We start from the raw sequence: 24,835 nt of genomic DNA, 5'->3' as shown, positions 1-24,835 counted from the left end.
TGACTATGCATTCGACACTGATCCTTGAAGCTTTCTTTGAGATGCTCTCAGTGGAACGCGCCAGCGCTTACAACACGCTTGAGAGCTATCGCGCCGATCTGGAGGACTTTGAGGACTTTCTGCGGGTAAGCAGCGTCGACCTTCTCGCAGTTCAGAGTGATGATATTCGCGGTTATCTCAGCGATTTGACGAGTAGAGGTTATGCAGCATCATCGCAGGCACGCCGGTTATCGGCTCTGCGACAGTTCTACGGGTTCTGCTATGCCGAAGGACATCGCGGGGACGACCCGACCCGCACCATCATCTCTCCGAAGAAGCAGCTTAACTTGCCCGGCGTTTTGAGTGAGGACGAAGTTGATCAGTTGATCGACCTTGCCGAGACAGAAGCCAAAGGCAGCTACGATACGGATGCAAAGCACTTGCGGGCAGCGCGAACCTACACGCTGTTGGAGGTGCTTTATGCAACGGGTCTGCGCGTTTCTGAGTTGGTATCGCTTCCTGTCTCTGCCGCCATTCGTGACAGCCGTCTGATCACTATCAAGGGTAAGGGCGGGCGTGAGCGCGCTGTGCCGCTATCTGTTCGCGCTCAAAAGGCGATGTCGGAATATGTGCGGCTTAGGGCCAGTATTGGCTCCTACGCTGATAGCGTTTGGCTGTTTCCCTCTCACGGTGAAAGCGGGCACTTCACCCGTCAGGCGTTTGCAAGAGATTTGAAAGCGCTGGCGATACGGGCAGAGCTTGCACCGGCAAAGGTATCCCCGCACGTTTTGCGTCACGCTTTTGCTTCACACCTGCTGCAGAACGGCGCGGATCTACGCGTCGTACAACAGTTGCTTGGTCACGCGGATATCTCCACCACACAGATCTACACCCACGTTCTGGATGAGCGTTTGAAGCAGATTGTGGAGACTTATCACCCGCTGGCGCAATCCTAACCGTGGTTTCAAACGGCACTTCGTCAGGTGAGAGCGGCAACGCTCCGCCGGGCAGGTGGATGCAGTGCGTAGATGAAGACGCAATTCAGCCGTCTAAGCAGATCATTTCAGAAAATGCGGGGAGGTGACTTTTCGTGACTGCGAAAGGGACTTGGTGCCCCTGGCCCGACTCGAACGGGCACTTCCGAAGAAAACGGATTTTGAATCCGTCGCGTCTACCAGTTCCGCCACAGGGGCAGTCACTGAAAAGCTGCGCCGGACTATAGCCAGCTTTACAGTCGGGTCAATAATTGTTTGTGGCTAATCACAGCTTGTCCTTGTCAAAAACCAACATTATCTGTTTTTTTTCAGATAAACCTGCATAGTTTAAGGGGTTTGTGCGCAATTCTTCGTAGAGTTCGTGCCGAAAATCTCGCCACAGGAGACAAATAAACAAAATGCTACGTCGCCTTTATGACTGGACGCTCTCTTTTGCCGGAGGCAAGCGCGCTCCAGCCGCTCTGGGTACAGTGTCCTTCGTCGAGAGTTCGTTCTTCCCTATCCCACCTGATTTGCTGCTCATTCCCATGGTGGTCAGCAGAAGAGAAAAAGCTTGGTGGTATGCGCTGTTGTGCACCATTACATCTGTTCTTGGTGGTGTGCTTGGTTACTTCATCGGCGCTGTTCTGTTTACGCAGGTCGCTGAGCCGATTTTGAACCTTTACGGTTACATGAACAAATTTGACGAGTTCAAAGTCATCTTTGATGATTGGGGCTGGTGGTTTGTGTTCTTTGCCGGTCTTACCCCGTTTCCCTATAAGGTGATCACCATCGCAAGCGGCGCATTCGCGCTCAACATGCCGGTATTCTTTGTTGCCAGCCTTGTTTCCCGCGGTATCCGCTTCTTTGTGGTTGCGGGCCTTCTCTACTTCTTTGGTCCACCGATCCGAGATTTTATTGAAAAACGGCTGGGACTCGTCTTTACAGTGTTTGTGATCCTGCTGGTGGGCGGATTCGCATTGATTAAATTTCTTTAGAGGTGGTTATGCCCTCAAACTCTAGTGCTCTGAGTATTCTTCTCAAAAACCCGAGAGCGACAGCAAGTGCGCTGATTGCTCTTGGCAGCTTGGTTTCGATTTCCATGGCATGGGGGTTTGAAATTATTGGCGGTTATGTGCCGTGCAAGCTGTGTCTTGCGCAGCGCGTTCCCTACTATTGGGGGCTGCCAATTGGCATCTTCGCTTTCGTGTTCGCTCTGCGCCCTAAGCTGGCATGGCTGAGCGGTGTTTTGCTGCTTATCGGCACTGGCCTGTTTCTTTATGGCGGCGGTGTCGGCGTTTATCAGGCCGGTGCTGAATGGGACTTCTGGCTTGGCCCTAATGACTGCGGCGGACCTATGAAAAGCCTTGGCAATGCAACGGATCTGCTCTCTTCGCTGGAAAGCACCCGCGTTGTGAGCTGCTCTAACGCGCCGCTGCGCATTCTGGGCCTGTCGTTTGCCGGAATGAACGTGCTTTATTCGCTCGGCATGTCGTTTGTGGCTGTTTGCGGCATCGTACTTGGCACTTCGCCATTGCTTTCGCGCAAAAGCTAAGCTCGACAGAAAAGCCTTATTGAATAAAAAAACCGCTGGTGAGCCACCAGCGGTTTTTTTGTAGTTCTAGCAAGATTGCTGGAAAGCTTATGCTTCGTTGTAACGAGCAATAGATTCCAGAATCAGCTTCTGAGCTTCTTCTACGCCGTGGATGCCGGTGATCTTCACCCACTTGTTCGGCTCAAGGTCTTTGTAGTGCTCAAAGAAGTGCTCAACCTGCTTGATGGTGATTTCAGGCAGATCGTCAATGGTCTTTACGTTTTCATAGCGGCGGCTCAGCTTGCTGCTAGGCACTGCGATGATTTTCTCGTCCTGACCGGATTCGTCTTCCATTACGAGCACGCCAATTGGACGGCAGCTCATTACGGCACCCGGCATGATTGGACGCTGGTTCACAACAATAACGTCGATCGGGTCGCCATCGCCGCAAAGAGTGTGTGGTACAAAGCCATAGTTCCCCGGGTAGCGCATTGGGGTGTACAGGAAACGGTCAACGAACATAGCGCCGGACTCTTTTTCCATTTCGTACTTAATTGGCTCGCCACCGACTGGCACTTCGATGATCACGTTGACTTCTTCAGGAGGATTTTTGCCAACGGGAATGCAATCGATACGCATTTATCTTTACTCCGATTTCAGTTGCTGTCTGTATTGCAGGGTCGATGGGTTGTTTCAAGGTCTAAGTTTGCATTGCCGTATTGAATTTTTGGCGTAATTCACCTGATCAACCGGTCTTCACAGACTTAGGAGGGGAAGCTATGAGAAAAACCGTAGTTTTGGTCGCATTCCTTATGGTCACAATGGCTGAGGTCGCTGCGTCAGGTCTTGAGAGCGTTTATACCCGCCTGAACCTTGATGGCTCCTGCACATTGCTGGAAGTGTATGAAGACGGTGCGGGCGGTGCGCGCTGGGTCTGCGAGGGGTACAAGGGCATTCCTGTTTGGGTTGGCGAAGGCGATTTGCGTTTTTTTGTCAGCTATGGGGCATCTGGCAACAGTGAGAGAGCTTATTCGCAGACCTTGGCGCCCTTTAACGAGCTGGGTTCTACCGTTGAATGGGTGCTGAAACAGGGCGTGCCGATAGCAACGATTCTCCGCTGGCACACGCAAATCAGCGACGAGACTATCTCCGGCGGATTCTACAAGGGGCAGGTTCTGGTGGTGACGCAGCTTGGCGAGGGGCGCACATGCCATATCGGCTACATTGATGCGCGTGCAAATTCCAACGCAAACCAGCTTGCTCGCGATACGGTTCGGCTTCTTGGGGGGATATGGGACTGTGAGCAGCCTCCCAAAATTATAGGCAGGGGTGGGCGGTCCCTGGGCTACTGACCCAGGACCGACCGAGCTTATTGGGGGAGGAAGATAAGAAAGAAAAAAATTGTTCGATCCCGCGCCGCGCTTCTTGGGGGGTATTGGGGGTAAGTGCGGCAAAGGCGGTACGGGACCGAACCAGCTTGGGGCATGAAGAGATATTGCTCTTGCAAGTTGTCTGAGGAAGGGCTGGATTAGGGCGGAAACAAGATTGTTCTGTGATAAAAAGTTGCAGAATTTAACAAGTGCAATCTTGCCATTTTTCTGCGTGTTCGCTGGGTTGCTTGCGTTTGCCTTCGGAATGAACCACCATGACATGATTAACGGTTTGTTGGCCCGCTCCCAATACCGGAAAAAGCAGGCCGAGCAGCAAGCGGAGGCGTGATGAGCGATAGCGAAGAAAGCGTGACAAACCACCCCCATAATGCAGGCGCTGGATGGGGGGAGGGAGGCGGTTACGCCTCGCTTATGAAAACCGTAGCCTTTCACCGAACAGAGCTGAGCCAGATCCTCAACGTTTACGGACGCATGGTGGCAGCAGGTGAATGGAAAGATTATGCAATCGATCACGGCAGCGAACGCGCCGTGTTTTCCATTTTTAGGCGTGCCAGCGAAATGCCCCTTTACCGAATAGAAAAAGACCCCAAACTTGCACGCAAGCAGGGGGCTTACTCAGTAATTTCGATGGGCGGAACGGTATTGAAACGCGGACATGAGCTCGCCAACGTTCTCAAAGTCTTCGATAAGAAAAAGCATCTTCGTCTGGTGGAGTAGGTCTACTGGGTCGACGACAAAAAAAGCCCCCATCCTAGGATGAGGGCTTTTTTGTTTTAGAAGATCAAGCCGTAGAGGAGACCTGCGCTTACCGCCATTGTCAAAATAACGACAAGGAAAGCGATGATCATCTGGTTCTTGAAGAGGGACTTCAGCAAGATCACCTCTGTCAGGCTGGCACCGGCGCTGCCGATAATCAAAGCCATGATTGCACCAAGGCCCATGCCTTTTGCAGCAAGCGCTGCGCTGAGCGGAATGACTGCCTCGGCACGGATGTAAAGTGGAATGCCGATGATCGCTGCAACTGGTACTGCGAAGATGTTTTCTTCACTTGCAACAGACGAGATCCATTCAGTTGGCATGAAGCCATAGATCACGGAGCCGATTGCGATACCGCCGATGAGGTATGGCAGAACCTTTTTGAAGTCTTTCCAAGTGGACTGCCAGATTTTCAGCCATTTGTTCGGTTTTGGAGCTGCACCACCGCACGAGGAGCCACAGCAAGAAGGTTTTGGCTGCTCATAGGCTTCTGCCTTCACAAAGCGTTCGAAGCCAAGTTTTTCCAGTGCGTAGCCAGCGATAATAGATACGCCGAGCGCAATGGCGAAGTAGAACAGGGTAACCTGAATGCCGAATGTAACGATAAACAGGCCAATGATCACAGGGTTCAGAAGCGGGCTGGCAAACAAGAATACCATCATAGTGCCAAAGCCAGCGCGTGCTCTTAGAAGGCCCTTCAAAAACGGAATTGTAGAGCAAGAGCAGAAGGGCGTAATAGCACCCAATAGGGCAGCTACGACGTAGCCTTTCCCGTTTTGGCTGCTAAGGATGGACTGAATGCGGCTTGGCGGAATGTATTCTTGCAACACGCCAACCAAGTAGCTGATACCAAGAAACAGGATAGTTAGTTCGACAGCGAGGAAAGCGAACATATCGAGGCTTTCCATGATCATTTCTGCTGTGATGGTCATTGGAGTGATCCATGTTTTTATATTTCTAATTTAATCGAAATATAAATTCGCAGAACTTGATTGTCAAAATATTTCTACTATTATAGAAATATATGAGATTCAGGAGTACCCAATGAATAACGAAGAAGCCGTTAAGGCACTGAAAGAACTGGGACATGACACCCGCCTGAAAGTTTTCAGACGTTTGGTTAAAGCTGGATTCGAGGGCCTGCCAGTGGGCCAATTGCAGGAAGAACTAGAAGTTCCCGGCTCCACTTTGTCCCATCACATATCCAGTTTGATGGCCGCAGGGCTGGTTAAACAGCAGCGGGACGGGCGCACGCTTTATTGCATTGCCCAGTTTGACCACTTGCAGGCGTTGATCGGCTTTTTGCAGGATGAATGCTGTCTGGATGCGGACGCTCAGTAAAGGCGGCTCTGCTTGCAAAGAGAGGTAGGAGCTCTCCGCAACCTCAAGGCCCAGACCCTCGCCCCACTAGCGAATAGCGCAAAGAAAAAGCCCGAAGCAAACGCTCCGGGCTTTAATTGTTTTAGCTGTAAGGTTCGCGATTATTCGCGGTTTCCGAACAGGGACAGCAACATGATGAACAGGTTGATGAAGTCCAGGTACAGACGCAGAGCGCCCATGATGGCTTTCTTACCTGCTGTTTCGCTGTCGTCAGCGTAAGCGTACATTTCCTTGATCTGCTGAGTGTCGTAGGCGGTGAGGCCAGCAAACACCAGAACGCCGATCACGGAGATCGCGAACTGCATAGCAGAAGACGCGAGGAAGATGTTAACCACCGACGCGATGATGATACCGATCAGACCCATGAACAGGAACGAACCCCAAGCAGAAAGGTCTTTCTTGGTGGTGTAACCGAACAGGCTCAGCGCGCCGAAGGACGCAGCGGTGATGAAGAATACGCGAGCGATGGAGTTACCGGTGTACACCATGAAGATGGAGGACAGGGATAGACCCATAAGGGCTGCGTAAACCCAGAAGGTGATTTGAGCTGCGGAGGCAGACATTGCATGGATGCGCGCGCTCAGGAAGAACACCATAGCAAGCGGTGCAAGCATCACTACCCACTTAAGAGGGGAAGTGTAAAGCGCAACGCCAAGCGGGGTCAGAGCGCCGTTGCTTACTGCAAGGCTGAAGGTTGCGACCGCGAAAATACCGGTGATCGCAAGACCAAGGGCCATGTAGTTGTAAACGCGTAGCATGTAGGCGCGCAAACCAGCGTCATATACGCCTGCATCGGCACGAGCGCCGGCCATACCAAACCGCTGCGAGTTATTGCGGTCGAAGGTCGACATGTGGACTCTCTCCTAAATCTAATTTGAGCAGCAGCAACTATTGCCAAGCTGCATCTTCATTGGAATATGGTCTGAAAGTCTTGTCAAAACAAGGGCAGAGCCAGTTAAATTTTTGAGAGATTGGCGTTATTCTCAGCCAGCTCATAAAAACACTTGCGTGTTTTCAAGCGTAGGGAAAACGAAGACTTAATGAAAACGCTCGCTTCCAAAAATTGAAAGCGAGCGCTCCGTAGTTGTGGTATCCCAAGGTAACTCGCTGTTTTAGCGAGTTATTTTGTCATCTACAGGTTGCGTAGTACCGGAGCGGGCTTTTCACCCAGTACGCGCCACGTGCCCAGCAAGCCAAAGCCAACGGTAAAGAGCAAAGCCCCCAGAACAGCCGCAATGGCAGTTGACGGCAGCATCTGGAATGTGCCGCCCATGATTCCCGAGATCACATAGCTTGCGGCCAAACTTCCTGCGATGAGGGAGAAGCCTGCAGTCGATAAGCCAAGCAGCATGTATTCAATCAGGTAGGCGTAGATCAGCCGTTTACGCGTTGCGCCGAGGGTTTTCAGGATAACAGCATCATAGATGCGGCTTTTGTGACCTGCTGCTAGGGCTCCGCCTAGAACCAGCATACTTGCAAACAACGTGATGGAGGAGGCGCCGCGAATGGCCCATGCGAGCTGTTCAACCAGAGCATTGACCTGCGAGATCGCATCTTTCACCCGAATAGAAGTGATGGTTGGGAAGGATGCGGTAACCTCTTTCAAAAGGCCGAGCTCTTGCTCCATCGTCGTTGGTTGGCTCCATGCTACCGTTGCAAGGTGGGTATGAGGAGCGCCTGCAAACATATTCGGCGAGAACACCATAACGAAGTTGATGGACATAGACTGCCAATCAACGGTGCGAAGGTTGGCAATACGGGCAGAGAGCTCACGGCCCAGTACGTTGACGGTTACCTTGTCGCCAATGTTAAGACCGAGGTTCTGCGCAATCTCAGCATCGAATGAAACAAGCGGCTCGCCGTTATGGTCATCAGCCCACCACTCACCTTCATCGATTGTGGAGTTTGCCGGTTTGGTAGCCGAGTAGGTTATGCCGCGGTCTCCACGTAGAACCCAACCATCATCTGGCGGAGGGGGAAGCTCCGCGACTGGAATGTCGTTGAGAGCGGTGATGCGTCCGCGCAGCATAGGTACCGATGAGAATGTGCTGTTTGGCGCTTTTTCACTCACAAAAGCTTCAAAACCATCACGCTCGGTATTTTGAATATCGACAAAGAAGAAGCTTGGAGCCTCATCGCTGGCGGTTTGTTGCAGTTCACGGCGCAAGTTTCCGTCGATAAGCGCAAGAGCGACAAGCAGAGTAAGCCCAAGGCCGAGAGAAAGAACCACGGAAGGTGTAAGGGCGCCGGGGCGGTGAATGTTACTTATCGCAAGACGCCATTCCGTTGAGCGAACCTGCGGGCTTTTCGCTGCTGCCCACATAATCGCGCGCGCAACGAGCAGCAGGAGAGCGTAGGCGCCAACGGCAGCACTCACATAGATGAGCGCAATGCGCTGATCGTGGGCAAGAACCACAGCAAGACCCAACAGCAGGGCAACAGTCGCGCCGCTGGCAATCATGTAGCGCCAGTTTGGCAGACGGTGGCGATTGCTGACTTCATCTCTAAAGAGCACAGATGGAGGCACATCATGAGCGCGGCCCAGTGGCCAGATCGCAAAGGCAAGCGCGGTCAATAAGCCGTAGACGATGCCCATCAAAAGTTCTGAAGGGTAGAAGCCTGCAGAAGCTGCGACAGGGAGAACGCCTGATAGAAGCCCCAGAGCTAAAAACGGAATGAGTGCGCCGATCACAAGGCCAATGGCGATACCGATGCTTGCCAGCATAAGGATCTGGAAGAGGTAGATCTGGAACACAAAGTTGCCGGACGCGCCAAGGCACTTGAAGCTGGCAATAACCTCACGCTTGGAAGCGAGATAGCTGCGTACTGCATTAGCAACGCCGACACCGCCAACGATAAGCGAGGTAAGACCCACAAGTGTGAGGAACTGGGCAAAGCGCTCAATGCTTCTTTGCAGGCCCGGCGCTGCACTTACACGGGAGCGAGCCCGCCAACCTGCATTGGGCTGGTCTTCTGAGGCTTGCGCGATAATCTGCTTGAGATCATCGTCACTGGTGCCTGCGGGAAGCTTTAAACGGTAGTGGTAGTTAACAAGGCTGCCCGGCTGCACCAGGCCAGAGGCAGTGAGGGCCTCTTGCGAAATGAGGATGCGCGGGCCGATCGTCATGCCATCGCTGAGCTTGTCTGGCTCTGAGGCGATAGCATCTGCAATCTTCACCGTAATACGGCCAACATCCACGGTATCGCCAACCGACAGATCAAGCTGGGACAAGAGAGAGGGATCAGCAACGCCGTTCCAAACCTTGCCAGACACAGGCGTAAGCAGTGCATGGAGATCATCAGCAGAGGTTAGCTCGAAGGTGCCATAGAGCGGATAGAGGTTATCTACTGCCTTAAGCTCCACAAGTGCCTGCTTTTGCTCGGCCGGTTTGCGTGCCATAGCCCGAAGCGTTGCAACTTCTGAAACGGTACCTTGATTTTTGAGGAAGGCCCACTCGCCCTCGTTGGCTTGGCGGTGAATGAGCGAGAAGGAGAGGTCAGCGCCTAGGATCGACTGGCCTTCTGACGATATGCCCTCTGTCATGGTGCGTGAGACGGACGCCACACCGGCAATTGCAGCAACGCCTAGGGCTATACAGGCGATAAAGACGAAAAAGCCGCGCAGGCCCGCTCGCATTTCGCGCAGGGCAAAACGAAAGGCCAAACCAAGGCCCGCTGGAGCATTGGCTGGTTTAGCCATTCGACGCCTCCCTCAACTGGGCTGTGGCTTCGGTAATGGTGCCAGAGCGAACCTGAATTTTCCGCTCGCACTTGTCAGCCAAAGCGCCGTCGTGGGTTACCAGCACCAAGGTCATATTGCGTTCGCGCTGGGCGGAAAACATCAGCTCTACGATCTGGCGGCCTGTATCTTCGTCAAGGTTGCCAGTGGGTTCATCGGCGATGAGGATTTCTGGATTGGACACAAGCGCACGTGCAACGGCAACGCGCTGCTGCTCTCCGCCTGAAAGCTGGGCAGGGTAGTGGGCAAGGCGGCTTCCCAGACCTACAGCTTCCAGCTCCTTTTTGGCGCGCTCGAATGCGTCCGGCTCGCCTGCCAGCTCCAAAGGAATGGCAACATTTTCAAGTGCTGTCATGTTCGGAACGAGGTGAAAGCTCTGGAAGATGATGCCGACATTGTTTCCCCGAAAGCGGGCAAGTTCATCTTCACTCATGCCGCCAAGCTCGTGCCCTGCAATGGAAACGGAGCCTTTATCGGCTCGTTCCAGCCCTGCCATAATCATAAGTAGGGTTGATTTGCCTGAACCGGACGGTCCAACAAGGCCAACGGACTGGCCCTTTGAAATCTGGAGGGAAATGCCTTTAAGAATATGCACCCGGCCTGCACCGTGGCCGAGGCTAAGTTCTACACCATCAAGAGTAATCACAGAATTGCTTTGCATCGTATAGCTTTCAATCTTTAATGGCGTGGGTCGCCGAGGAAACTAATGCGCACTACGAAATTTCTCCTTGAGAAGATCAGGAGTTCCACCACATATGGGCAGTGCGCAATTTAACGTCCAGCCCAAAAAAGGTAACAAAATGTCGTCATATCGGCTTTTCCGTTTTCTATTGGTATTGACAATCATGGTGCTCATGCAGGGCCGCGCAGCTTTTGCGCAAGATACAATTACCATTGCTGCCTTTGGCGATAGCCTTTCGGCTGGTTATATGTTGCCAGCCGAAGAAAGCTTTCCCGCCCAGCTTGAAAAAGCGCTGAAGGGCAACGGCCACAATGTTCAGGTGGTGAATGCTGCCGTTTCCGGCGACACAACATCAGGCGGGCTGTCCCGCCTGGACTGGTCCATCAACGATGATGTGGACATGGTGATCTTGGAGCTGGGGGCAAACGATGCTCTGCGCGGTGTTGATCCGCAGATCACGCGGGACAATCTGGCGAAGATGGTCGAGCGCTTTAAGGAGCGGGGCATTACAGTTCTGCTGGCTGGCATGATGGCACCACGCAACTGGGGTGACGAATATGCCGCCTCGTTTGATTCCATCTATCCAGACCTTGCCAACCAGTATTCGATTGCGCTTTATCCTTTCTTTCTTGAAGGGGTGGCGACAGATCCGAAGCTGAATATGGCTGATGGCCTTCATCCAACCGGTGAGGGTGTTGGGGTTATCGTAGGAAACATTCTGCCAAGCATTGAGAAAACATTGGCCTCAATGAAATCCGGCAGCTAAATCAATCACAACGTCTTTTAGCCGTTTACGACGCGCAGCCAAGCGTGCGCGTCATTCTCACGGCTTGCAATCAAAAAACAATACGGGGTTGGAATGGAATTCCGCAAACTTGGTCGTACCGACCTGAAGGTAAGCAGCATCTGCCTTGGCACCATGACCTATGGTGAACAGAACACAGAAGCTGAAGGCCATGCCCAGATGGATATGGCTCTTGATCACGATATCAACTTCTTTGATACCGCAGAGCTTTACTCCATCCCTCCAAAGGCTGAAACGGCGGGCCGGACCGAAGAGATTATCGGTACTTGGTTTAAGGAACGCGGTAACCGCGACAAGGTCATTCTGGCAACCAAGGTTGTGGGCCGCACTGAATCAACTTACTTCCGCCGCGATGGTAGCCAAGCGCGTTTGAACCGCGCTCAGATTTTTGAGGCTGTTGAGCGTTCCTTGCAGCGTTTGCAGACCGATTACATCGACCTTTACCAGCTGCACTGGCCAGACCGTAACGTGACCCAGTTTGGCGCGAACCCGATGGTTTACCGCGAACCAGCAAAGGCCGAGGACGAGGTAAGCATTGCCGAGACCCTTGATGCGCTGCAAGACGTTGTAAAGTCAGGTAAGGTTCGCCACATCGGCCTTTCCAATGAAAGCGCTTGGGGCACCATGTCTTTCGTCAATGAAGCGGAAAAAGCCGGTCTGCCACGCGTTCAGTCCATCCAGAACGGTTATTCCCTCGTCAACCGTACCTTTGAGGTTGGTCTTGCCGAGATCGCAATGCGCGAAGACGTTGGCCTACTGGCGTACTCTTCTCTGGCGCAGGGTTATCTCACCGGCAAATACCGCAATGGCGCGTTGCCTACAGGTTCTCGTAAAGCGCTCTTCAACCGTTTGCAGCGTTATGAAGGTGCAGGCGCCGAGATTGCAGTAAATGCCTATCTGGACCTTGCTGAAGAGCTGGGTGTTGATCCGTCTGTGTTGGCTCTTGGCTTTGCGCATACGCGCCCGTTTGTGACCTCGGTTATTATTGGCGCAACAACGCTCGATCAGCTGAAAACTGACATCAGCGCGGCTGATTTCCAGATGAGCGATGAGATCGAAAAGCGCATCAACGCTATTCACCTCCTGCATGCGAACCCTTGCCCATAATTGCAGGGGAACCATTTGATTTTAGAGGGTTGACCTATGAAAAATAGGCCAGCCTTTTTTCGTAGTTGCCTTGTCATCTTCCCTGCATAAGCAGGGGGTATATTGATGTCCTAGCGTTTTTTTCTTGTGGTGTTGGTTTCTGGCAGTCATGCTTTAACCATTGATTTCAGCGGAGGATGTTGCCATGCCCCGACTGTTCACCGGCCTAGAGCTTCCCGCCAACACGGCATTTATGCTGTCTATGCTTCGCGGCGGATTAAAAGGCGCGCGCTGGATTGATCCCGAAAACTATCACATCACCTTGCGCTTCATTGGCGACATTGATGACCGCTGCGCTGACGAGATTGTCAGTGAGCTGGACAGGATTCATCGTGATCCGATTTCAGTTGCGCTTGATGGTTTGGGCTCGTTTGGAAACGGCAAGCCGCATGCACTGTTTGCGCGGGTTAAGCCGGTAAAGGAGCTGGTTGAGTTGCAGGCTGAGCAAGAGCGGGTTTTGCAGCGCATTGGGCTAAAGCCAGAGCGGCGCAAATATGTGCCGCATGTTACTCTGGCGCGGCTTAGGGGCACAAGTGCTCATGAGGCGGCGCGTTGGCTAAGCGAGCATGGTGACTTTCAAGCCCCTAGCTTCGTCGCTGGCCGGTTTGTCCTGTTCTCCGCAAAGGCGACTGTGGGCGGCGGGCCCTATGTGGTGGAAGAGGTTTATCCGCTGGCTGCTTGATTTCTTAGATATCGAAGGTGCGCAGGCTCTTTTGCAGTGGGATGAACGGAACCATCCCTTTGAACTTGGAGGGCGGCAGGAAGCGGCGTAGTTCCAGCTTCTCGTTCTCGAAAGGCTTTAATTCCTCGCGCACACTCAGTTCGCGCAAAGAGGAGCGCGGCTTGAGCTCTGTCATGCTGTTTTCAGGGGCGGTCAGCGCGCGCAGTCCGCCCGCGGATGCGAATGAGGCTGACAGCATCACGGCTGCAACGGCGGTTAACAAGAAGCGTATCGACACAAGAAATGGCCCACTTACAACATTAATAAAATTTTAATTATTGTGCGTGGGAGCGCGCCGCAAACACAAGGGCCAATGCGAAATTAAGCTTAACGGAGCGGGAGTTTCTTTTGGGGCTTGGGGATAGTTTGTCAATCGGTGCCGGATCGGCACAAAAACTGTTCCGATCCGGCGCGGTGTATCAAAAAGGGACGTTAGTCCTCTAACAAGCGGCGGGCGATAACCTGCGCCTGAATCTCTGCAGCACCCTCGAAAATTGAGAGGATTCGTGCATCGCACAGCACGCGGGAGATCGGATACTCCAGCGCAAAGCCGTTACCGCCGTGGATTTGAAGGGCACTATCGGCATTAGACCATGCAATGCGTGCGCACAGCAGTTTGGCCATACCTGCCTCCAAATCACAGCGTCTGCCGCTGTCTTTCTGCCAAGCCGAGAAGTAGGTGAGCTGACGGCCGATCATGGTCTCGACAGCCATCATGACGAGTTTATCTGCCACGCGCGGGAAAGCCATGAGCGGCTTGCCAAACTGTATGCGCTCCATAGCATAGCGCAGACCGAGGTCTATAGCGCTTTGGGCAACGCCGACAGCGCGGGCAGCTGTTTGGATGCGGGCCGATTCAAAGGTCTGCATCAGCTGCTTGAAGCCTTGCCCCTCAACCTGACCAAGGAGGTTTTCGCCGCTAACTTTAAAGCCATCAAAAGCGAGCTCGTACTCCTTCATGCCCCGATAGCCCAAAACCTCGATTTCACCGCCGGACATACCTTTCGCCGGAAACGGATCTTCATCAGTACCGCGTGGTTTTTCAGCAAGGAACATGGAAAGGCCGCGATAGCCTTTTTCATCAGGATTGGTGCGGGCCAGCAGTGTCATCACATTGGCGCGTACTGGATGGGTGATCCATGTCTTGTTACCGGAGATGCTCCAGTCCTCACCATCTTTCACCGCGCGGGTGCGCAAAGAGGCAAGGTCAGAGCCGGTGTTAGGCTCGGTAAACACTGCCGTGGGCAGCACTTCGCCGCTGGCAATGACGGGTAGCCACTTTGCCTTTTGTTCTTCTGTACCGCCGCACAAGATCAGCTCAGCTGCAATTTCTGAACGTGTACCCAATGAGCCAACGCCGATGTAAGCGCGGGAAAGCTCTTCGGAAACAACGCACATGGATTCTTTACCGAGGCCAAGTCCGCCGTATTCTTCAGGAATTGTCAGGCCGAACACCCCAAGCTCTGCCATTTTCTCGATAACAGGCAGAGGGATGTAGGCATTTTCCAAGTGCCAGTCGTGGGCGTAGGGAAGAACCTCCGCCTCTGCGAACTTGCGCATTTCCTCGCGGATTTGTTCGTAGGTCTCATCAAGGCCTGTGGCTCCCAGACAAGCCTGCCCATCAGATGTTTCCATATAGGCGGCAAGAGCTGCGCGGGATGATGAGCGCGTTCCGATTGCGATAACATCTTCCACCGCAGCGCTGTAGGCAGCTTCCGCCTCACTGCGAGAAACGCCCATATCGGCAAGGCGGGTGATCTCGCTCTGGCTGATAGCAATACCGGAGAATATCTGGGCGGTGTATTCGCCAAAGCCAATCTCGACGATCAGCTTCTCGATTTCACCATATTTGCCTTGCTCTGTTAGGCGCAGGGCATAGGCATCAAGCTGGCGCAGGGCCTCCAGATAGGTGGTAAACCAAGCAAAGGCATGGGTTGCCCGCTGCTCTAGTTCCATCTTGACAGGGCTTAAGCGCCCGTCCTCGCTTACCCTTTGCTTTACATAGGTGCGCGCCTTACCCAGAAGAACTTCCAGCTCGGTTAGGGCGCTTTTTCGCAGTGCGTCATGGTCCTGTGGTGTTAACGCTTCAGCATTTGTCAATGTCGGCACGGTCAGCCTCCCTCTGGTCCGTCCTGAAAATTGTGCAATGCAACACTAGCGACGTTCACAGGTATTGCAAATGGTTCATTGGTGGAAGGCTTAATACTCGCGCACTATATTGAAGCGCAGGTGCTTGCTTCCTATAAGGGGAGGCAACCGATTGGAACGGGAGAGCGATTGTGCGCAAAGTGATTGCAAGCGCCTACGGCGTGATTGCTGATGCCCTTGGCCACTTTAACACCGACGACGGCTATGCTGTTGCCAGTCATGTGGCGTTGTCTTCGCTTATGGCGATCTTCCCGTTTTTGATTTTTGTGGCGGCACTCTCCGGTTTTCTTGGGCTTGGAGATCTCGCTGAAACGGCATCCGAGCTTATTTTTGAAGCATGGCCAGAGCGGGTGGCCCAGCCTGTTTCCAGCGAAATTCATAGGGTTTTGACCCAGCCCCGCGGTGACTTGCTGACCTTCGGTGTTATCGTCACGCTGTGGTTCTCCTCCAACGGGGTGGAGGCTATGCGGATGGCGCTCAACCGTGCTTACCGCGTGCGCGATCATCGCAGCTGGCTTTGGTGCCGGTTCCAGTCCATCCTTGCTGTTCTGGTCGGTTCCATAGTGCTGTTGACCTTTACCTTCCTGATCGTGCTGGGTCCGCTCATCTGGACGATGGTCTCGCGCGTTGTGCCTATGGTTGATACGTTCCAGTATCATGCAGAGCTGATCAGCTATGCAGTGACGTCGGTGTTGCTGGTGGGGGCGCTTGTCGCGGCCCATTTGCTGCTGCCAGCGGGACGGCGCAGCCTTTTGGATGTGCTTCCCGGTGTTGTTCTCACGCTGGCGCTCTGGATTATCTCTGGTGCAGCCTTCGGTGCCTATCTCGCCCGCTTTGCCAACTATGTTTCAACATACGCAGGTCTGGCCGGTATCATGACTGCCTTGATCTTTATGTATCTAACGGCAGCCATTTTCATTTTAGGCGGCGAGTTTAATGCAGCGATCCTGCGCAGGCAGAAGATCGCTCATTGGCGGGAAGATCGTGATCATCATGAAAGCTCTAGCGGGCCTGCTGTTTAGGACGGGACATGATAATAGCGACGACCATAACAAGCATACCGACCATTTGAACGACGGTCAGAGTTTCCGAAAACAGGAAGTAGCTTTCTATGCTCGTTGCTACAGGCACGAGATAGAAGAGCGATGCCGTACTTGCCACAGCGCCTTCGCGGATCAGCAGCAAAAGCAGAAGAACAGCGCCCACGCTAAGCACCAGTACGAGCCATAGGATGGCTATGATGAATTCCGGCGCCCATACAACGGTCCAGCTTTCGGTGAAGGAAAGAGGCAGCGTCACCAGCAACGCGCCAATGTACTGGTAGAAGGTCACTGTTAGGAGACTGGCACCCACTGGCATTTTCTTTTGAACGACCGTGCCGAGGGAGATGCCCAAAACTGCAAGAATGATGGCTGGAATTGTAATGGCAGGAATGCCAGTTGCATCCTCAACGTTAAGGCGCGGTAGAACCACAGCCATTAACCCGAAGAGGCCAAGAACAAGGCCTGCCCATTGGCGCAGTCTCACAGGCTCTTTCAGCAACAGATAAGCCATCATTGCGGTGAGCACTGGCTGTAGCCCCAAAATGGCTGTTGAAGCGCCTGCTGGCATGCCCCGATCAATCGCCCAAAACACGCCGCCCAAATACGTTCCGTGAATGAGTGTGCCGACAAATATGGAAAGCGCAATCTGCTTTCTAGGCAGGTAAAGGGACCCGCCAGCAAGGGCGATCAGCACTGCAAAAAGCGGTATGACGATCAAAAAACGGATGGAAAGGAAGGGAAAAGGATCGGAATACGGCGCACCGAGCTTGGCGCCGATAAAGCCTGTCGACCAGAGAAGAACAAAGAGAATGGGCGCGATTCTGGTTAGTGTCGACAAGGTGTTATCCGAGAAATGGGAGAAAGGGCAGAGGCGTATATAGCAAGTTTTTGTGCCAGAAAAATCCCTCTGGTTCCATGTCGGACATGGGCGTTTGTAAAAACTAAAGGATTTTATCCGCATATTTCATTAAGCAATTTTGCAGATGGGGCTTGGTATGGGTAAATTCAGATCATTTATTGCAAAGCCAAAGACATTAAAGCGTATTTCATTTCTTCCGCGTTTGGGCAATTTGAGCATTCGCGTTCGCATTCTTTCTTTGTCCGCCATGGCGCTGCTTGGCATTGGGTCTATCGCCGCTATTGATAGCTGGGGCCAGATGCAGAGCAATGCAGCCTTCGACGAGGCGCAGGCTTACAGCGAATTGGCGGCCTACACGCGGGATGTGGCGGTTAAGGCCGGTCAGTTGCAATCTCTTCAAAGTGCATACCAAAACGGCCCTACAGCAACACTGGCTCAACGGTTTACCGAGGTAAGTGATGAAGCCGTTGAAGCATTGAACTACATCAATACGCTGGAAACTGCGGGCGACTACTTCCTGGAAACGCTGGATGCCATTGATACCATTAAGGGCATTACTGCGACCTTCTCCGAGCTGCACGGCCTGCAAGAGAAAATCGGCCTAGATGCGGATAGCGGCCTTCAACAGACTTTGAACTCGTCTTTGCTCAATGCCAGTAATCTGATTAATCAGAACACCCGCCGCACCAAAGACCCTAACGCGTTGAAGCTGATTGCTTCGGTTGCTCAGGTTCGACAGACAGAGTACGCTTTTACCATCAAGGGGACTGATGTTGCCGAAGGGGATTTCGAGGTTGCGTTCTCCCGTTTTGATCGCTTTTTACCTCGGGTAGAGCTACCTGAGAATGTTCGTAGTGAGATCGCGGGCGATATGGAAGCCTATCGTGCGGCCTTCAACGAGTATGTCGGTTTTACCAAGAAGCGTGCCAAGAAGGCTGACCTGCTGGTTGACTTGTTTGCTCTGCTGCCGCCACGCTTGGATGCGCTCAAAAATGCAGCCGTGGAAGGGGCAAAGCTTGCCGAAGTGCACCGCGCAGAGATCGCCGACCAAATGAAGATCATCACCTTTAGCGCCATTGGCATTGCTGCGGCTATTGCATTGCTCTTTGGTGTTTGGGTAACCCGTTCTATCATGGTTCCGCTTAACAAGCTGAAGACCGGTATGCTGCGTTTGGCTGAAGGGGATGTTTCGGTAGAGATTCCTGAAAACCGTGGGGGTAAGGAAGTGGTCGAGATGGCTCGGTCCGTTCAGGTTTTCCGTGACAGCTTGATCGAACGTCGCTCTATGGCCGAAGCGCGTGACCAAGAAACCAAAGAACGCGATGCACGATCTCAGCGGGTGGATGATCTTATCGTCAACTTCGAACAGAAGATTGGCTCTGCTCTTCAGAGCTTGAACAAGGCAGCTGATGGTCTGGGGCAGGCTTCTGTCTCGGTTGAGCAAGCGGCGGACAATGTTTCCAGCGAAGCTGTATCAGCTGGAAGTGCGGTTGAAAGCGCTACGCAGAATGTGGCTAACGCGTCTTCCGCTACAGAAGAGCTGGCGATGTCCATCAACGAAATCGCAGGCCAGACCGAACAATCTACCCGTGTTGCTGGTGAAGCGGCATCCAACTCCCGCACCACAGTTGAAACCATGAGCCAGCTCAATGAGGCCGCAAACCGTATTGGTGATGCTGTAAACCTCATTCGCGATATCGCCGACCAGACCAACCTTCTTGCGCTCAACGCGACCATTGAGGCCGCACGCGCTGGTGAGCACGGCAAAGGCTTTGCGGTTGTTGCATCTGAAGTGAAGATGCTTGCAAACCAGACAGCGCAGGCAACCGAGGAGATTGCCCGTCAGGTTGGCGCTATCCAGCACGCGTCTGATGATGCTGTTGGGGCAATCCGCTCTGTTAGCTCCACCATTGAGGAAGTGAACCAGATTGCTGCGGCAGTTGCTGCCTCCATGGAGCAGCAAAACGCTGCCGTTCACTCCATCTCGGAAAACGTTGCCAGCGCAACCCGCAGTTCTCAAAACGGTGTTGATGCCATGAAAACCGTTGAACAGGCATCCCAGTCTGCTCGCTCTACCGGAATGGCGGTTCAGGATCTTGCCGAGGTTCTTGCAAAAGAAGCAGAGCAGATCCGCCAAGAAGTGTCTTCATTCCTTGGCGGAGTGCGTGCAGCCTAAACTCAGGCAAGTCCTACGGTCTTGCGGATTACCTGCAAGACCTCTTGAGGGCATTCTATCTGCAACATATGCCCTGCATTCTCGATGGAGTGCAGGGCTATCTTTTCCGGTAGGCCTTGGGTTTGAGCGTATGGCAAGATGCCATCCTCGGTGCCCCAGATCAGGCTGATCGGCATTGGAAGTTCGGCAATTTTTGCCAAGGGCAGAACGCCTTGCTTGCCATCCAGAAGGAATGAACCAGCGATAGCTGCCAGAGCTCCAGCTGCACCGTCAACTGCTCGCGAGCTGTTGTAGTGCTCTACCAGCGCTTGGGGGATCGCAAAGTCAGGACCGAAGAATGGTTTAAGGATTTCCAGCTGCGCTTCGATAGAAACTTTCTTCGCGTAGGCTTGCAGGGCGCTGGCGTTGATCTCTTCACCAAAACCGCCCGGAGCCACCAGAGTAAGACTTGCAACTTTATCGGGTGTTCGCATTGCGATTAAGGACGCAATGGCTCCGCCGAGTGAGTGACCAACGAGGTGTACCTTTTTCAAGCCGAGCACATCAAAAGATTGTGATAGCGCCCTAGCAGATTTTACGGCGTTACCCAGTTCCGGCCAGTTTAACGAGCCGCCATGACTGGGAAGGTCAAAGGCGTATGTCGGCCTGTTTTGGGAAAGTTCTTTTTGGAGGCCCGCCCATGTGGAGGCATCTCCACCAAAACCATGAATGAAAACAATAGGCTCTTCGCTATCAAGACCTGCTTGGACGAAAGCAAGAGTTTCGCCAGTCATGGCAGAATATCGGGTTTCTAACTCAGTATGCATAGGTAAATTTCCTCCCGTATTCCAACTAGAATGACTAGCTAGGCGAGCTCAATACAACTTTGGTGATTGTGGGATTTCATCCATAAAGTTTAGGTGCTTATAGAAAATTTTAAATGACTAACAGTAATTCAATTTTTGATTGAGTAATTTACTCGAAATTGAATTTGAAAGATTGTATTTAAAGCGCAGGGCGTTTTATTCCGAGTGTTGTTACTAGGTAAACATACGTGGGCGATTGGGGCCGCGAGCGTTTTGACCTTGGTAAAGTCAGCACACATAATTGCAAAGGAGAGGGGGCTCCTAATCTTCCCCCGGGGGTATTGATGAGAAAGTTAATTCGGCTTCTGCCGTTGATGGCGATGGCGCTTGTAATTGGGGTTACGGGCTTCTCCATTCCGTCTCAGGCTGCACAGTACTGGGACACAAAGAAGCGCGAGTGGGTGACCTACACCCCTAGCCGCCAGTTCACAAAGACACCGCGTAAGTACAAGCGTAAGCTGGTTCGCTACAGAACCGATGAAAAGCCAGGTACTATCGTTGTCGATACAAAATCGCGTTATCTTTACCACGTACAGGAAAAAGGTAAGGCGATGCGTTACGGCATTGGCGTTGGCCGTGATGGCTTCACCTGGAAAGGTGTTGAGCGCGTCACCCGTAAAGCGGAATGGCCGGGTTGGACACCTCCGCCAGAAATGCGCGCACGTGAGGCTAAAAAGGGCCGTACGCTGCCTGCGTACATGAAGGGCGGACCGAACAACCCGCTTGGCGCCCGTGCACTGTATCTGGGTTCCACCATTTACCGCATCCACGGCACTAATGAGAACTGGTCCATCGGTCAGGCTGTCTCTTCCGGCTGCTTCCGCATGTTGAACAGCGATGTCGAGTACCTGTACGAGAAGGTCAAAGTTGGCACTAAGGTTGTTATTCTCTAACCAGCCGACCCCTTAAGATGTTCAAAAAGCCGGTCTCGTTAGGGGCCGGCTTTTTTTGTTACAGAAAAGCTATCGGTAACCCTCATCTAACGGGCGGCAGCAGCCAAGGAATGTCTCTGGCGCCTTGCCTTCCTCTTGACTGATAAGGTGGGCCGTCCCCCAAACGAACGCATCGACTGCGCGGTATGGGCATTCGCTCGGCAATACAGTAAGAGCGTAGCGTGTCGTATCGTTTGATGCATGGAGCGTTGTGCCCAGATGGCCGCGTATGCGTGTTGCGCTAGTTACGGGTGCTTCAAGGGCCGCGCCTTCCATGGTGGAGAAGGTGGCGTTGTCTTTCGTCCACTTGAATGCCCAACCGGGCTCAAAGCCTGTACAGATGCCCGTACTTGCAAGTTCAGTACCCTCGAAGGCGATTGGCTCTGCTGGCCTTAGCTTATCCGCTTCCAGCCACCCTTACATTTCTCCGGAGCTTACTTGCTGCCAGAGCGTGCCATCTGCTTTCTCGCTGATCCCGCTTGAAACGAGAACCTTGGTTGCTGGAAGCTGTGCCGCCACAGGTGCCTTGGAAGAGGGCTCTGCGCGGATGGTGAGTTGCTCGGCTTGCCCATCAGTGGCGATATAGTAGCCAGCAGGAAAATCCTTAGCTGCGGCAGGAAGCAAGAAGAGGGAGCTGGCTAGTAAAGTCAGTGAAGCGCGCAGGGGCATGGATCAAGCTCTTGTTGTTTGCTGATGCAGTCTAGAGCGTTCTACATGCAATTTGAATAACCGCAGAACGTTTGGCGGCTGCGCTATCGCAATTTCAGGCGGGCTTGTTGCTGTGCCTGAGGGGAGGGTTCGTTGTGCCAGCGTTTATAGCTGCGGGCAAAAGAAAAGGCCGGAAAAATCCGGCCTTCCCTCAATCACTTTTTTCTAGCGCTTATACAAGGCTGCCGTGGCAGTGCTTGTACTTCTTGCCAGAGCCGCATGGGCATGGCTCGTTACGGCCAACCTTGCCCCAAGTTTCTTCGTTGCTTGGGTCGCGGTTTGCTGGAGCCTGTGCAGCGCGGGCTGCTGCCATCTGCTGGTCAGCGGAGCCGAACTCATCTTCGCCAGTGCTTGCGTCGATGTGGTGCGCTTCCATCTGTGGCAGGTCAGCGTTGGTTGGAACCTGAGGTGCCTGCTGAACCAGTTCAACATGCATAAGCTGACCGGTGGTTACTTCGCGCAGGTTTGCCAGCATGGATTCAAACAGGGAGAAGGACTCGGTCTTATACTCCTGCAGAGGATCACGCTGTGCGTAGCCGCGAAGACCAACAACGGAACGCAGGTGGTCAAGGTTCGCCAGATGCTCACGCCACAGACCATCAATGGTGCGCAGCAGAACAGCCTTTTCGATCTGGCGCATAATGTCCGGACCGTAGTTGGCGATCTTGGTTGCCATGGCTTCGTTGGCAGCACGCTTGATGCGCTCTTCAACTTCTTCCTCGGCAATGCCTTCTTCGTTTGCCCAGTCTACAACTGGCAGATCAAGGTTGAGCTTTGCGCGAACCTCATCCTGAAGGCCCTGCGTATCCCACTGTTCTGGATAGGCTTTTTCAGGAATGTGTTTCGCAACAAGGTTCTCGACGGTTTCTTCGCGCATTTCCGCAACAGCGTCAGCAACGATTTCGTCGTCCATCATTTCAAGACGCTGTTCAAAGACCACCTTACGCTGGTCATTCATCACGTCATCGAACTTCAGGAGGTTCTTACGAATGTCGAAGTTGCGAGCCTCAACCTTCTGCTGCGCTTTTTCCAGTGCCTTGTTGATCCAAGGGTGGATGATCGCTTCGCCTTCTTTAAGGCCCAGTTTCTGCAGCATGGAGTCCATGCGGTCAGAACCGAAGATGCGCATCAGGTCATCCTGCAAAGACAGGAAGAACTTGGAGTGGCCCGGATCGCCCTGACGACCGGAACGGCCGCGTAGCTGGTTATCGATACGGCGGCTTTCGTGGCGCTCGGTCGCAACAACGTAAAGACCACCGGCAGCCAGCGCGCGTTCTTTAAGCCCTTCGATCTCTTCTTTGAGAGCGGCAACTTTAGCGTCGCGCTCCTCGCCTTCCGGCACATCTGCCAGTTCAGCTGCGATACGCATGTCCACGTTGCCGCCAAGCTGAATGTCGGTACCACGGCCAGCCATGTTGGTTGCGATGGTAACAGCGCCTGGAACACCTGCCTGCGAGATGATCTGTGCTTCCTGCTCGTGGTAGCGAGCGTTCAGAACTGCAAAGATCTTTGCAGATCGAGCGGTTTCTTTGTCAGCATAGAGCGGCGCAAACGCGTTCGGCTCAGAAAGATCAACCTGCTTGAAGCCAGCCTTGATCAACTCGTTTGCCAGAAGCTCGGACTTCTCGATGGAGGTCGTACCAACCAGAATTGGCTGCTCGCGCTCGCGGCACTCGTCAATGAGCTGGATGATCGCGTTGTATTTTTCACCAACGGTCCGGTAGACCTCATCGTCGTCATCTACGCGCTGAACAGGCTTGTTGGTTGGAATATCAACAACTTCCAGACCGTAGATGTCCATGAATTCTTCCGCTTCGGTCATCGCTGTACCGGTCATACCGGCAAGCTTGTCGTACATGCGGAAGTAGTTCTGGAAGGTGATGGATGCCAGCGTCTGGTTTTCAGGCTGGATGGCAACCTTTTCCTTCGCTTCCAGAGCCTGGTGCAGGCCTTCGGAGAAGCGACGGCCCGGCATCATACGGCCGGTGAATTCGTCGATGATAACAACTTCGTCGTTACGAACGATGTAGTCACGGTCACGCTGGAACAGCTTGTGAGCTTTCAGGCCCTGCTGCAGGTGGTGAACTGCCGATACGTTCTCAACGTCGTAGAGCGATTCGCCCTTAAGAAGACCAGCTTCGGAAAGCAGGTTTTCAAGCTTTTCGTTACCAACTTCGGTGAAAGTTGCTGCGCGGGTTTTTTCGTCCAGCTCGAAGTCTTCTTCAACCAAAAGCGGGATGAAAGCATCGATTGTGTTGTAGAACTCGGTGCGATCTTCCAGCGGGCCGGAGATGATGAGCGGGGTACGGGCTTCGTCAACCAGAATGGAGTCAACTTCGTCGACGATCGCGAAGTGATGCGGCCGCTGAACCATGGATTCACGGTCGTACTTCATGTTGTCACGAAGGTAGTCGAAGCCGAATTCGTTGTTGGTCCCGTAGGTCACGTCTGCTTTGTATGCAGCAGCGCGGTCCTCATCGGTAATTCCGTGAACGATGAGACCAGTTGTCAGACCGAGGAAACGGTAGACCTGACCCATCCATTCAACGTCGCGGCTGGCGAGGTAGTCGTTCACTGTTACAACGTGAACACCCTTACCAGTCAATGCGTTAAGGTATACCGGAGCGGTCGCCACGAGGGTTTTACCCTCACCGGTGCGCATCTCGGTGATCTTGCCCTGATGCAGTACGATACCGCCAATGAGCTGCACGTCGTAATGGCGCAGGCCAAGTACGCGGCGCGAAGCTTCACGAACGGTTGCAAATGCAGGAACCAAGAGGTCGTCGAGCTTGGCACCGTTTGCCAGCTGCTCTCTGAACTCATCGGTCTTGGCTTGAAGCTGCTCGTCGGTTAGTGCCTGATATTCTGCTTCAAGAGCATTGATGGCATCAACCTTTGGTCTGAGAGCTTTGACCACGCGGTCATTTGCAGAGCCAAAAATTTTACGGGCAAGTGCGCCGAGCCCCACCATATGGCGGTCCTTCCATTTTTTAGGGGGCGCAGGCGCATATCCGCGC

Annotated in this window: 23 protein-coding genes and 1 tRNA gene; 12 read left to right on the top strand and 12 right to left on the bottom strand. The window is 53.2% G+C overall.

Annotated features, from left to right (window positions below):
* Positions 1-5 precede the first annotated feature (5 nt).
* Complete coding sequence (locus tag E1162_RS13675; protein WP_155132054.1) at positions 6-935, top strand: site-specific tyrosine recombinase XerD; 930 nt, start codon at positions 6-8, stop codon at positions 933-935.
* Between the two features lie 152 nt (positions 936-1,087).
* On the opposite strand, the gene E1162_RS13670 is transcribed toward E1162_RS13675, so the two are convergent.
* A tRNA-Leu gene (locus E1162_RS13670) sits at positions 1,088-1,172 on the bottom strand.
* Positions 1,173-1,372: 200 nt separating this feature from the next.
* Here E1162_RS13670 and E1162_RS13665 point away from each other — a divergent pair.
* Together E1162_RS13665 and E1162_RS13660 are read left to right on the top strand one after the other, a co-directional pair.
* On the top strand, positions 1,373-1,951 hold the full coding sequence (locus E1162_RS13665) for a YqaA family protein (RefSeq protein ID WP_155132051.1): 579 nt from the start codon (positions 1,373-1,375) through the stop codon (positions 1,949-1,951).
* Between the two features lie 8 nt (positions 1,952-1,959).
* The gene (locus tag E1162_RS13660; RefSeq protein ID WP_155132049.1) at positions 1,960-2,508 is read left to right on the top strand and encodes a disulfide bond formation protein B; all 549 of its coding nucleotides are present in this window, start codon (positions 1,960-1,962) and stop codon (positions 2,506-2,508) included.
* An 87-nt stretch (positions 2,509-2,595) separates the two neighbouring features.
* Here E1162_RS13660 and ppa read toward each other — a convergent pair whose 3' ends face one another.
* Positions 2,596-3,126, bottom strand: coding sequence for an inorganic diphosphatase (gene ppa, locus E1162_RS13655; RefSeq protein WP_155132046.1), 531 nt, complete (start codon positions 3,124-3,126; stop codon positions 2,596-2,598).
* A 140-nt stretch (positions 3,127-3,266) separates the two neighbouring features.
* Between ppa and E1162_RS13650 the strand changes: the two genes are divergently transcribed.
* Complete coding sequence (locus E1162_RS13650) at positions 3,267-3,839, top strand: hypothetical protein (protein WP_155132043.1); 573 nt, start codon at positions 3,267-3,269, stop codon at positions 3,837-3,839.
* Between the two features lie 366 nt (positions 3,840-4,205).
* Positions 4,206-4,595 carry a DUF2794 domain-containing protein gene (locus tag E1162_RS13645; RefSeq protein WP_155132040.1) on the top strand — a complete coding sequence of 130 codons (390 nt, stop codon included), beginning with the start codon at positions 4,206-4,208 and terminating at the stop codon, positions 4,593-4,595.
* 56 nt (positions 4,596-4,651) lie between these two features.
* Here E1162_RS13645 and E1162_RS13640 read toward each other — a convergent pair whose 3' ends face one another.
* Complete coding sequence (locus E1162_RS13640) at positions 4,652-5,566, bottom strand: permease (protein ID WP_155132037.1); 915 nt, start codon at positions 5,564-5,566, stop codon at positions 4,652-4,654.
* Positions 5,567-5,678: 112 nt separating this feature from the next.
* On the opposite strand from E1162_RS13640, the gene E1162_RS13635 reads away from it, so the two are divergent.
* Entirely contained in the window at positions 5,679-5,975 is a 297-nt protein-coding gene (locus E1162_RS13635; protein ID WP_155132034.1) for an ArsR/SmtB family transcription factor, read from the top strand.
* Between the two features lie 140 nt (positions 5,976-6,115).
* Here E1162_RS13635 and E1162_RS13630 read toward each other — a convergent pair whose 3' ends face one another.
* From E1162_RS13630 to E1162_RS13620, 3 genes are all read right to left on the bottom strand, one after another.
* Positions 6,116-6,865 carry a Bax inhibitor-1/YccA family protein gene (locus E1162_RS13630; protein ID WP_155132031.1) on the bottom strand — a complete coding sequence of 250 codons (750 nt, stop codon included), beginning with the start codon at positions 6,863-6,865 and terminating at the stop codon, positions 6,116-6,118.
* A gap of 281 nt (positions 6,866-7,146) precedes the next feature.
* Complete coding sequence (locus E1162_RS13625) at positions 7,147-9,714, bottom strand: ABC transporter permease (protein ID WP_155132028.1); 2,568 nt, start codon at positions 9,712-9,714, stop codon at positions 7,147-7,149.
* Positions 9,707-10,414 carry an ABC transporter ATP-binding protein gene (locus E1162_RS13620; protein WP_155132025.1) on the bottom strand — a complete coding sequence of 236 codons (708 nt, stop codon included), beginning with the start codon at positions 10,412-10,414 and terminating at the stop codon, positions 9,707-9,709. The genes E1162_RS13625 and E1162_RS13620 overlap by 8 nt, the downstream gene beginning before the upstream one ends.
* Positions 10,415-10,553: 139 nt before the next feature.
* Between E1162_RS13620 and E1162_RS13615 the strand changes: the two genes are divergently transcribed.
* The 3 genes from E1162_RS13615 (at position 10,554) to thpR (ending at position 13,068) form a co-directional block, all read left to right on the top strand.
* Positions 10,554-11,201 carry an arylesterase gene (locus E1162_RS13615; RefSeq protein WP_155132022.1) on the top strand — a complete coding sequence of 216 codons (648 nt, stop codon included), beginning with the start codon at positions 10,554-10,556 and terminating at the stop codon, positions 11,199-11,201.
* A gap of 93 nt (positions 11,202-11,294) precedes the next feature.
* Complete coding sequence (locus E1162_RS13610; protein WP_155132019.1) at positions 11,295-12,347, top strand: aldo/keto reductase; 1,053 nt, start codon at positions 11,295-11,297, stop codon at positions 12,345-12,347.
* 184 nt (positions 12,348-12,531) lie between these two features.
* Positions 12,532-13,068: an RNA 2',3'-cyclic phosphodiesterase gene (thpR, locus tag E1162_RS13605; RefSeq protein ID WP_155132016.1), complete on the top strand. Its 537-nt coding sequence runs from the start codon at positions 12,532-12,534 to the stop codon at positions 13,066-13,068.
* 4 nt (positions 13,069-13,072) lie between these two features.
* Here the strand turns inward: thpR and E1162_RS13600 are convergent, their stop codons facing one another.
* Complete coding sequence (locus tag E1162_RS13600) at positions 13,073-13,306, bottom strand: hypothetical protein (RefSeq protein WP_155132013.1); 234 nt, start codon at positions 13,304-13,306, stop codon at positions 13,073-13,075.
* 233 nt (positions 13,307-13,539) lie between these two features.
* The gene (locus E1162_RS13595) at positions 13,540-15,216 is read right to left on the bottom strand and encodes an acyl-CoA dehydrogenase family protein (RefSeq protein ID WP_371311941.1); all 1,677 of its coding nucleotides are present in this window, start codon (positions 15,214-15,216) and stop codon (positions 13,540-13,542) included.
* Positions 15,217-15,386: 170 nt separating this feature from the next.
* Here E1162_RS13595 and E1162_RS13590 point away from each other — a divergent pair, with 170 nt between their 5' ends.
* Positions 15,387-16,277: a YihY/virulence factor BrkB family protein gene (locus E1162_RS13590; protein ID WP_371311940.1), complete on the top strand. Its 891-nt coding sequence runs from the start codon at positions 15,387-15,389 to the stop codon at positions 16,275-16,277.
* Here E1162_RS13590 and E1162_RS13585 read toward each other — a convergent pair.
* Positions 16,258-17,136 (bottom strand): DMT family transporter, encoded by an 879-nt coding sequence (locus tag E1162_RS13585; RefSeq protein WP_257098996.1) that lies wholly within the window; start codon positions 17,134-17,136, stop codon positions 16,258-16,260. The genes E1162_RS13590 and E1162_RS13585 overlap by 20 nt on opposite strands.
* 157 nt (positions 17,137-17,293) lie before the next feature.
* Here E1162_RS13585 and E1162_RS13580 point away from each other — a divergent pair, with 157 nt between their 5' ends.
* A complete protein-coding gene (locus tag E1162_RS13580; RefSeq protein WP_257098995.1) occupies positions 17,294-19,333 on the top strand; it encodes a methyl-accepting chemotaxis protein in 2,040 nt (679 codons plus the stop codon).
* 2 nt (positions 19,334-19,335) lie between these two features.
* Here E1162_RS13580 and E1162_RS13575 read toward each other — a convergent pair whose 3' ends face one another.
* Positions 19,336-20,139: an alpha/beta fold hydrolase gene (locus E1162_RS13575; protein WP_257098994.1), complete on the bottom strand. Its 804-nt coding sequence runs from the start codon at positions 20,137-20,139 to the stop codon at positions 19,336-19,338.
* Positions 20,140-20,462: 323 nt separating this feature from the next.
* On the opposite strand from E1162_RS13575, the gene E1162_RS13570 reads away from it, so the two are divergent.
* Complete coding sequence (locus E1162_RS13570) at positions 20,463-21,071, top strand: L,D-transpeptidase (protein WP_155132004.1); 609 nt, start codon at positions 20,463-20,465, stop codon at positions 21,069-21,071.
* Positions 21,072-21,527: 456 nt separating this feature from the next.
* Here E1162_RS13570 and E1162_RS13565 read toward each other — a convergent pair whose 3' ends face one another.
* A complete protein-coding gene (locus E1162_RS13565) occupies positions 21,528-21,779 on the bottom strand; it encodes a hypothetical protein (protein ID WP_155131998.1) in 252 nt (83 codons plus the stop codon).
* Positions 21,780-21,990: 211 nt separating this feature from the next.
* Positions 21,991-24,789: a preprotein translocase subunit SecA gene (gene secA / locus E1162_RS13560; protein WP_155131992.1), complete on the bottom strand. Its 2,799-nt coding sequence runs from the start codon at positions 24,787-24,789 to the stop codon at positions 21,991-21,993.
* Positions 24,790-24,835 lie beyond the last annotated feature (46 nt).

Source organism: Pseudovibrio flavus (genome assembly GCF_009711345.1).
Lineage (GTDB): Bacteria > Pseudomonadota > Alphaproteobacteria > Rhizobiales > Stappiaceae > Pseudovibrio > Pseudovibrio flavus.
The sequence above is the reverse complement of the archived record's forward strand: the minus strand, read 5'-3'. Positions and strand labels throughout refer to the sequence as shown.

Excerpts from the sequence above, each read along its gene's own strand:
- E1162_RS13675 (WP_155132054.1), top strand. The coding sequence starts at position 6 with ATGCATTCGACACTGATCCTTGAAGCTTTCTTTGAGATGCTCTCAGTG.
- E1162_RS13665 (WP_155132051.1), top strand. The coding sequence starts at position 1,373 with ATGCTACGTCGCCTTTATGACTGGACGCTCTCTTTTGCCGGAGGCAAG.
- E1162_RS13660 (WP_155132049.1), top strand. The coding sequence starts at position 1,960 with ATGCCCTCAAACTCTAGTGCTCTGAGTATTCTTCTCAAAAACCCGAGA.
- ppa (WP_155132046.1), bottom strand. The coding sequence starts at position 3,126 with ATGCGTATCGATTGCATTCCCGTTGGCAAAAATCCTCCTGAAGAAGTC.
- E1162_RS13650 (WP_155132043.1), top strand. The coding sequence starts at position 3,267 with ATGAGAAAAACCGTAGTTTTGGTCGCATTCCTTATGGTCACAATGGCT.
- E1162_RS13645 (WP_155132040.1), top strand. The coding sequence starts at position 4,206 with ATGAGCGATAGCGAAGAAAGCGTGACAAACCACCCCCATAATGCAGGC.
- E1162_RS13640 (WP_155132037.1), bottom strand. The coding sequence starts at position 5,566 with ATGACCATCACAGCAGAAATGATCATGGAAAGCCTCGATATGTTCGCT.
- E1162_RS13635 (WP_155132034.1), top strand. The coding sequence starts at position 5,679 with ATGAATAACGAAGAAGCCGTTAAGGCACTGAAAGAACTGGGACATGAC.
- E1162_RS13630 (WP_155132031.1), bottom strand. The coding sequence starts at position 6,865 with ATGTCGACCTTCGACCGCAATAACTCGCAGCGGTTTGGTATGGCCGGC.
- E1162_RS13625 (WP_155132028.1), bottom strand. The coding sequence starts at position 9,714 with ATGGCTAAACCAGCCAATGCTCCAGCGGGCCTTGGTTTGGCCTTTCGT.
- E1162_RS13620 (WP_155132025.1), bottom strand. The coding sequence starts at position 10,414 with ATGCAAAGCAATTCTGTGATTACTCTTGATGGTGTAGAACTTAGCCTC.
- E1162_RS13615 (WP_155132022.1), top strand. The coding sequence starts at position 10,554 with ATGTCGTCATATCGGCTTTTCCGTTTTCTATTGGTATTGACAATCATG.
- E1162_RS13610 (WP_155132019.1), top strand. The coding sequence starts at position 11,295 with ATGGAATTCCGCAAACTTGGTCGTACCGACCTGAAGGTAAGCAGCATC.
- thpR (WP_155132016.1), top strand. The coding sequence starts at position 12,532 with ATGCCCCGACTGTTCACCGGCCTAGAGCTTCCCGCCAACACGGCATTT.
- E1162_RS13600 (WP_155132013.1), bottom strand. The coding sequence starts at position 13,306 with ATGCTGTCAGCCTCATTCGCATCCGCGGGCGGACTGCGCGCGCTGACC.
- E1162_RS13580 (WP_257098995.1), top strand. The coding sequence starts at position 17,294 with ATGGGTAAATTCAGATCATTTATTGCAAAGCCAAAGACATTAAAGCGT.
- E1162_RS13575 (WP_257098994.1), bottom strand. The coding sequence starts at position 20,139 with ATGCATACTGAGTTAGAAACCCGATATTCTGCCATGACTGGCGAAACT.
- E1162_RS13570 (WP_155132004.1), top strand. The coding sequence starts at position 20,463 with ATGAGAAAGTTAATTCGGCTTCTGCCGTTGATGGCGATGGCGCTTGTA.
- E1162_RS13565 (WP_155131998.1), bottom strand. The coding sequence starts at position 21,779 with ATGCCCCTGCGCGCTTCACTGACTTTACTAGCCAGCTCCCTCTTCTTG.
- secA (WP_155131992.1), bottom strand. The coding sequence starts at position 24,789 with ATGGTGGGGCTCGGCGCACTTGCCCGTAAAATTTTTGGCTCTGCAAAT.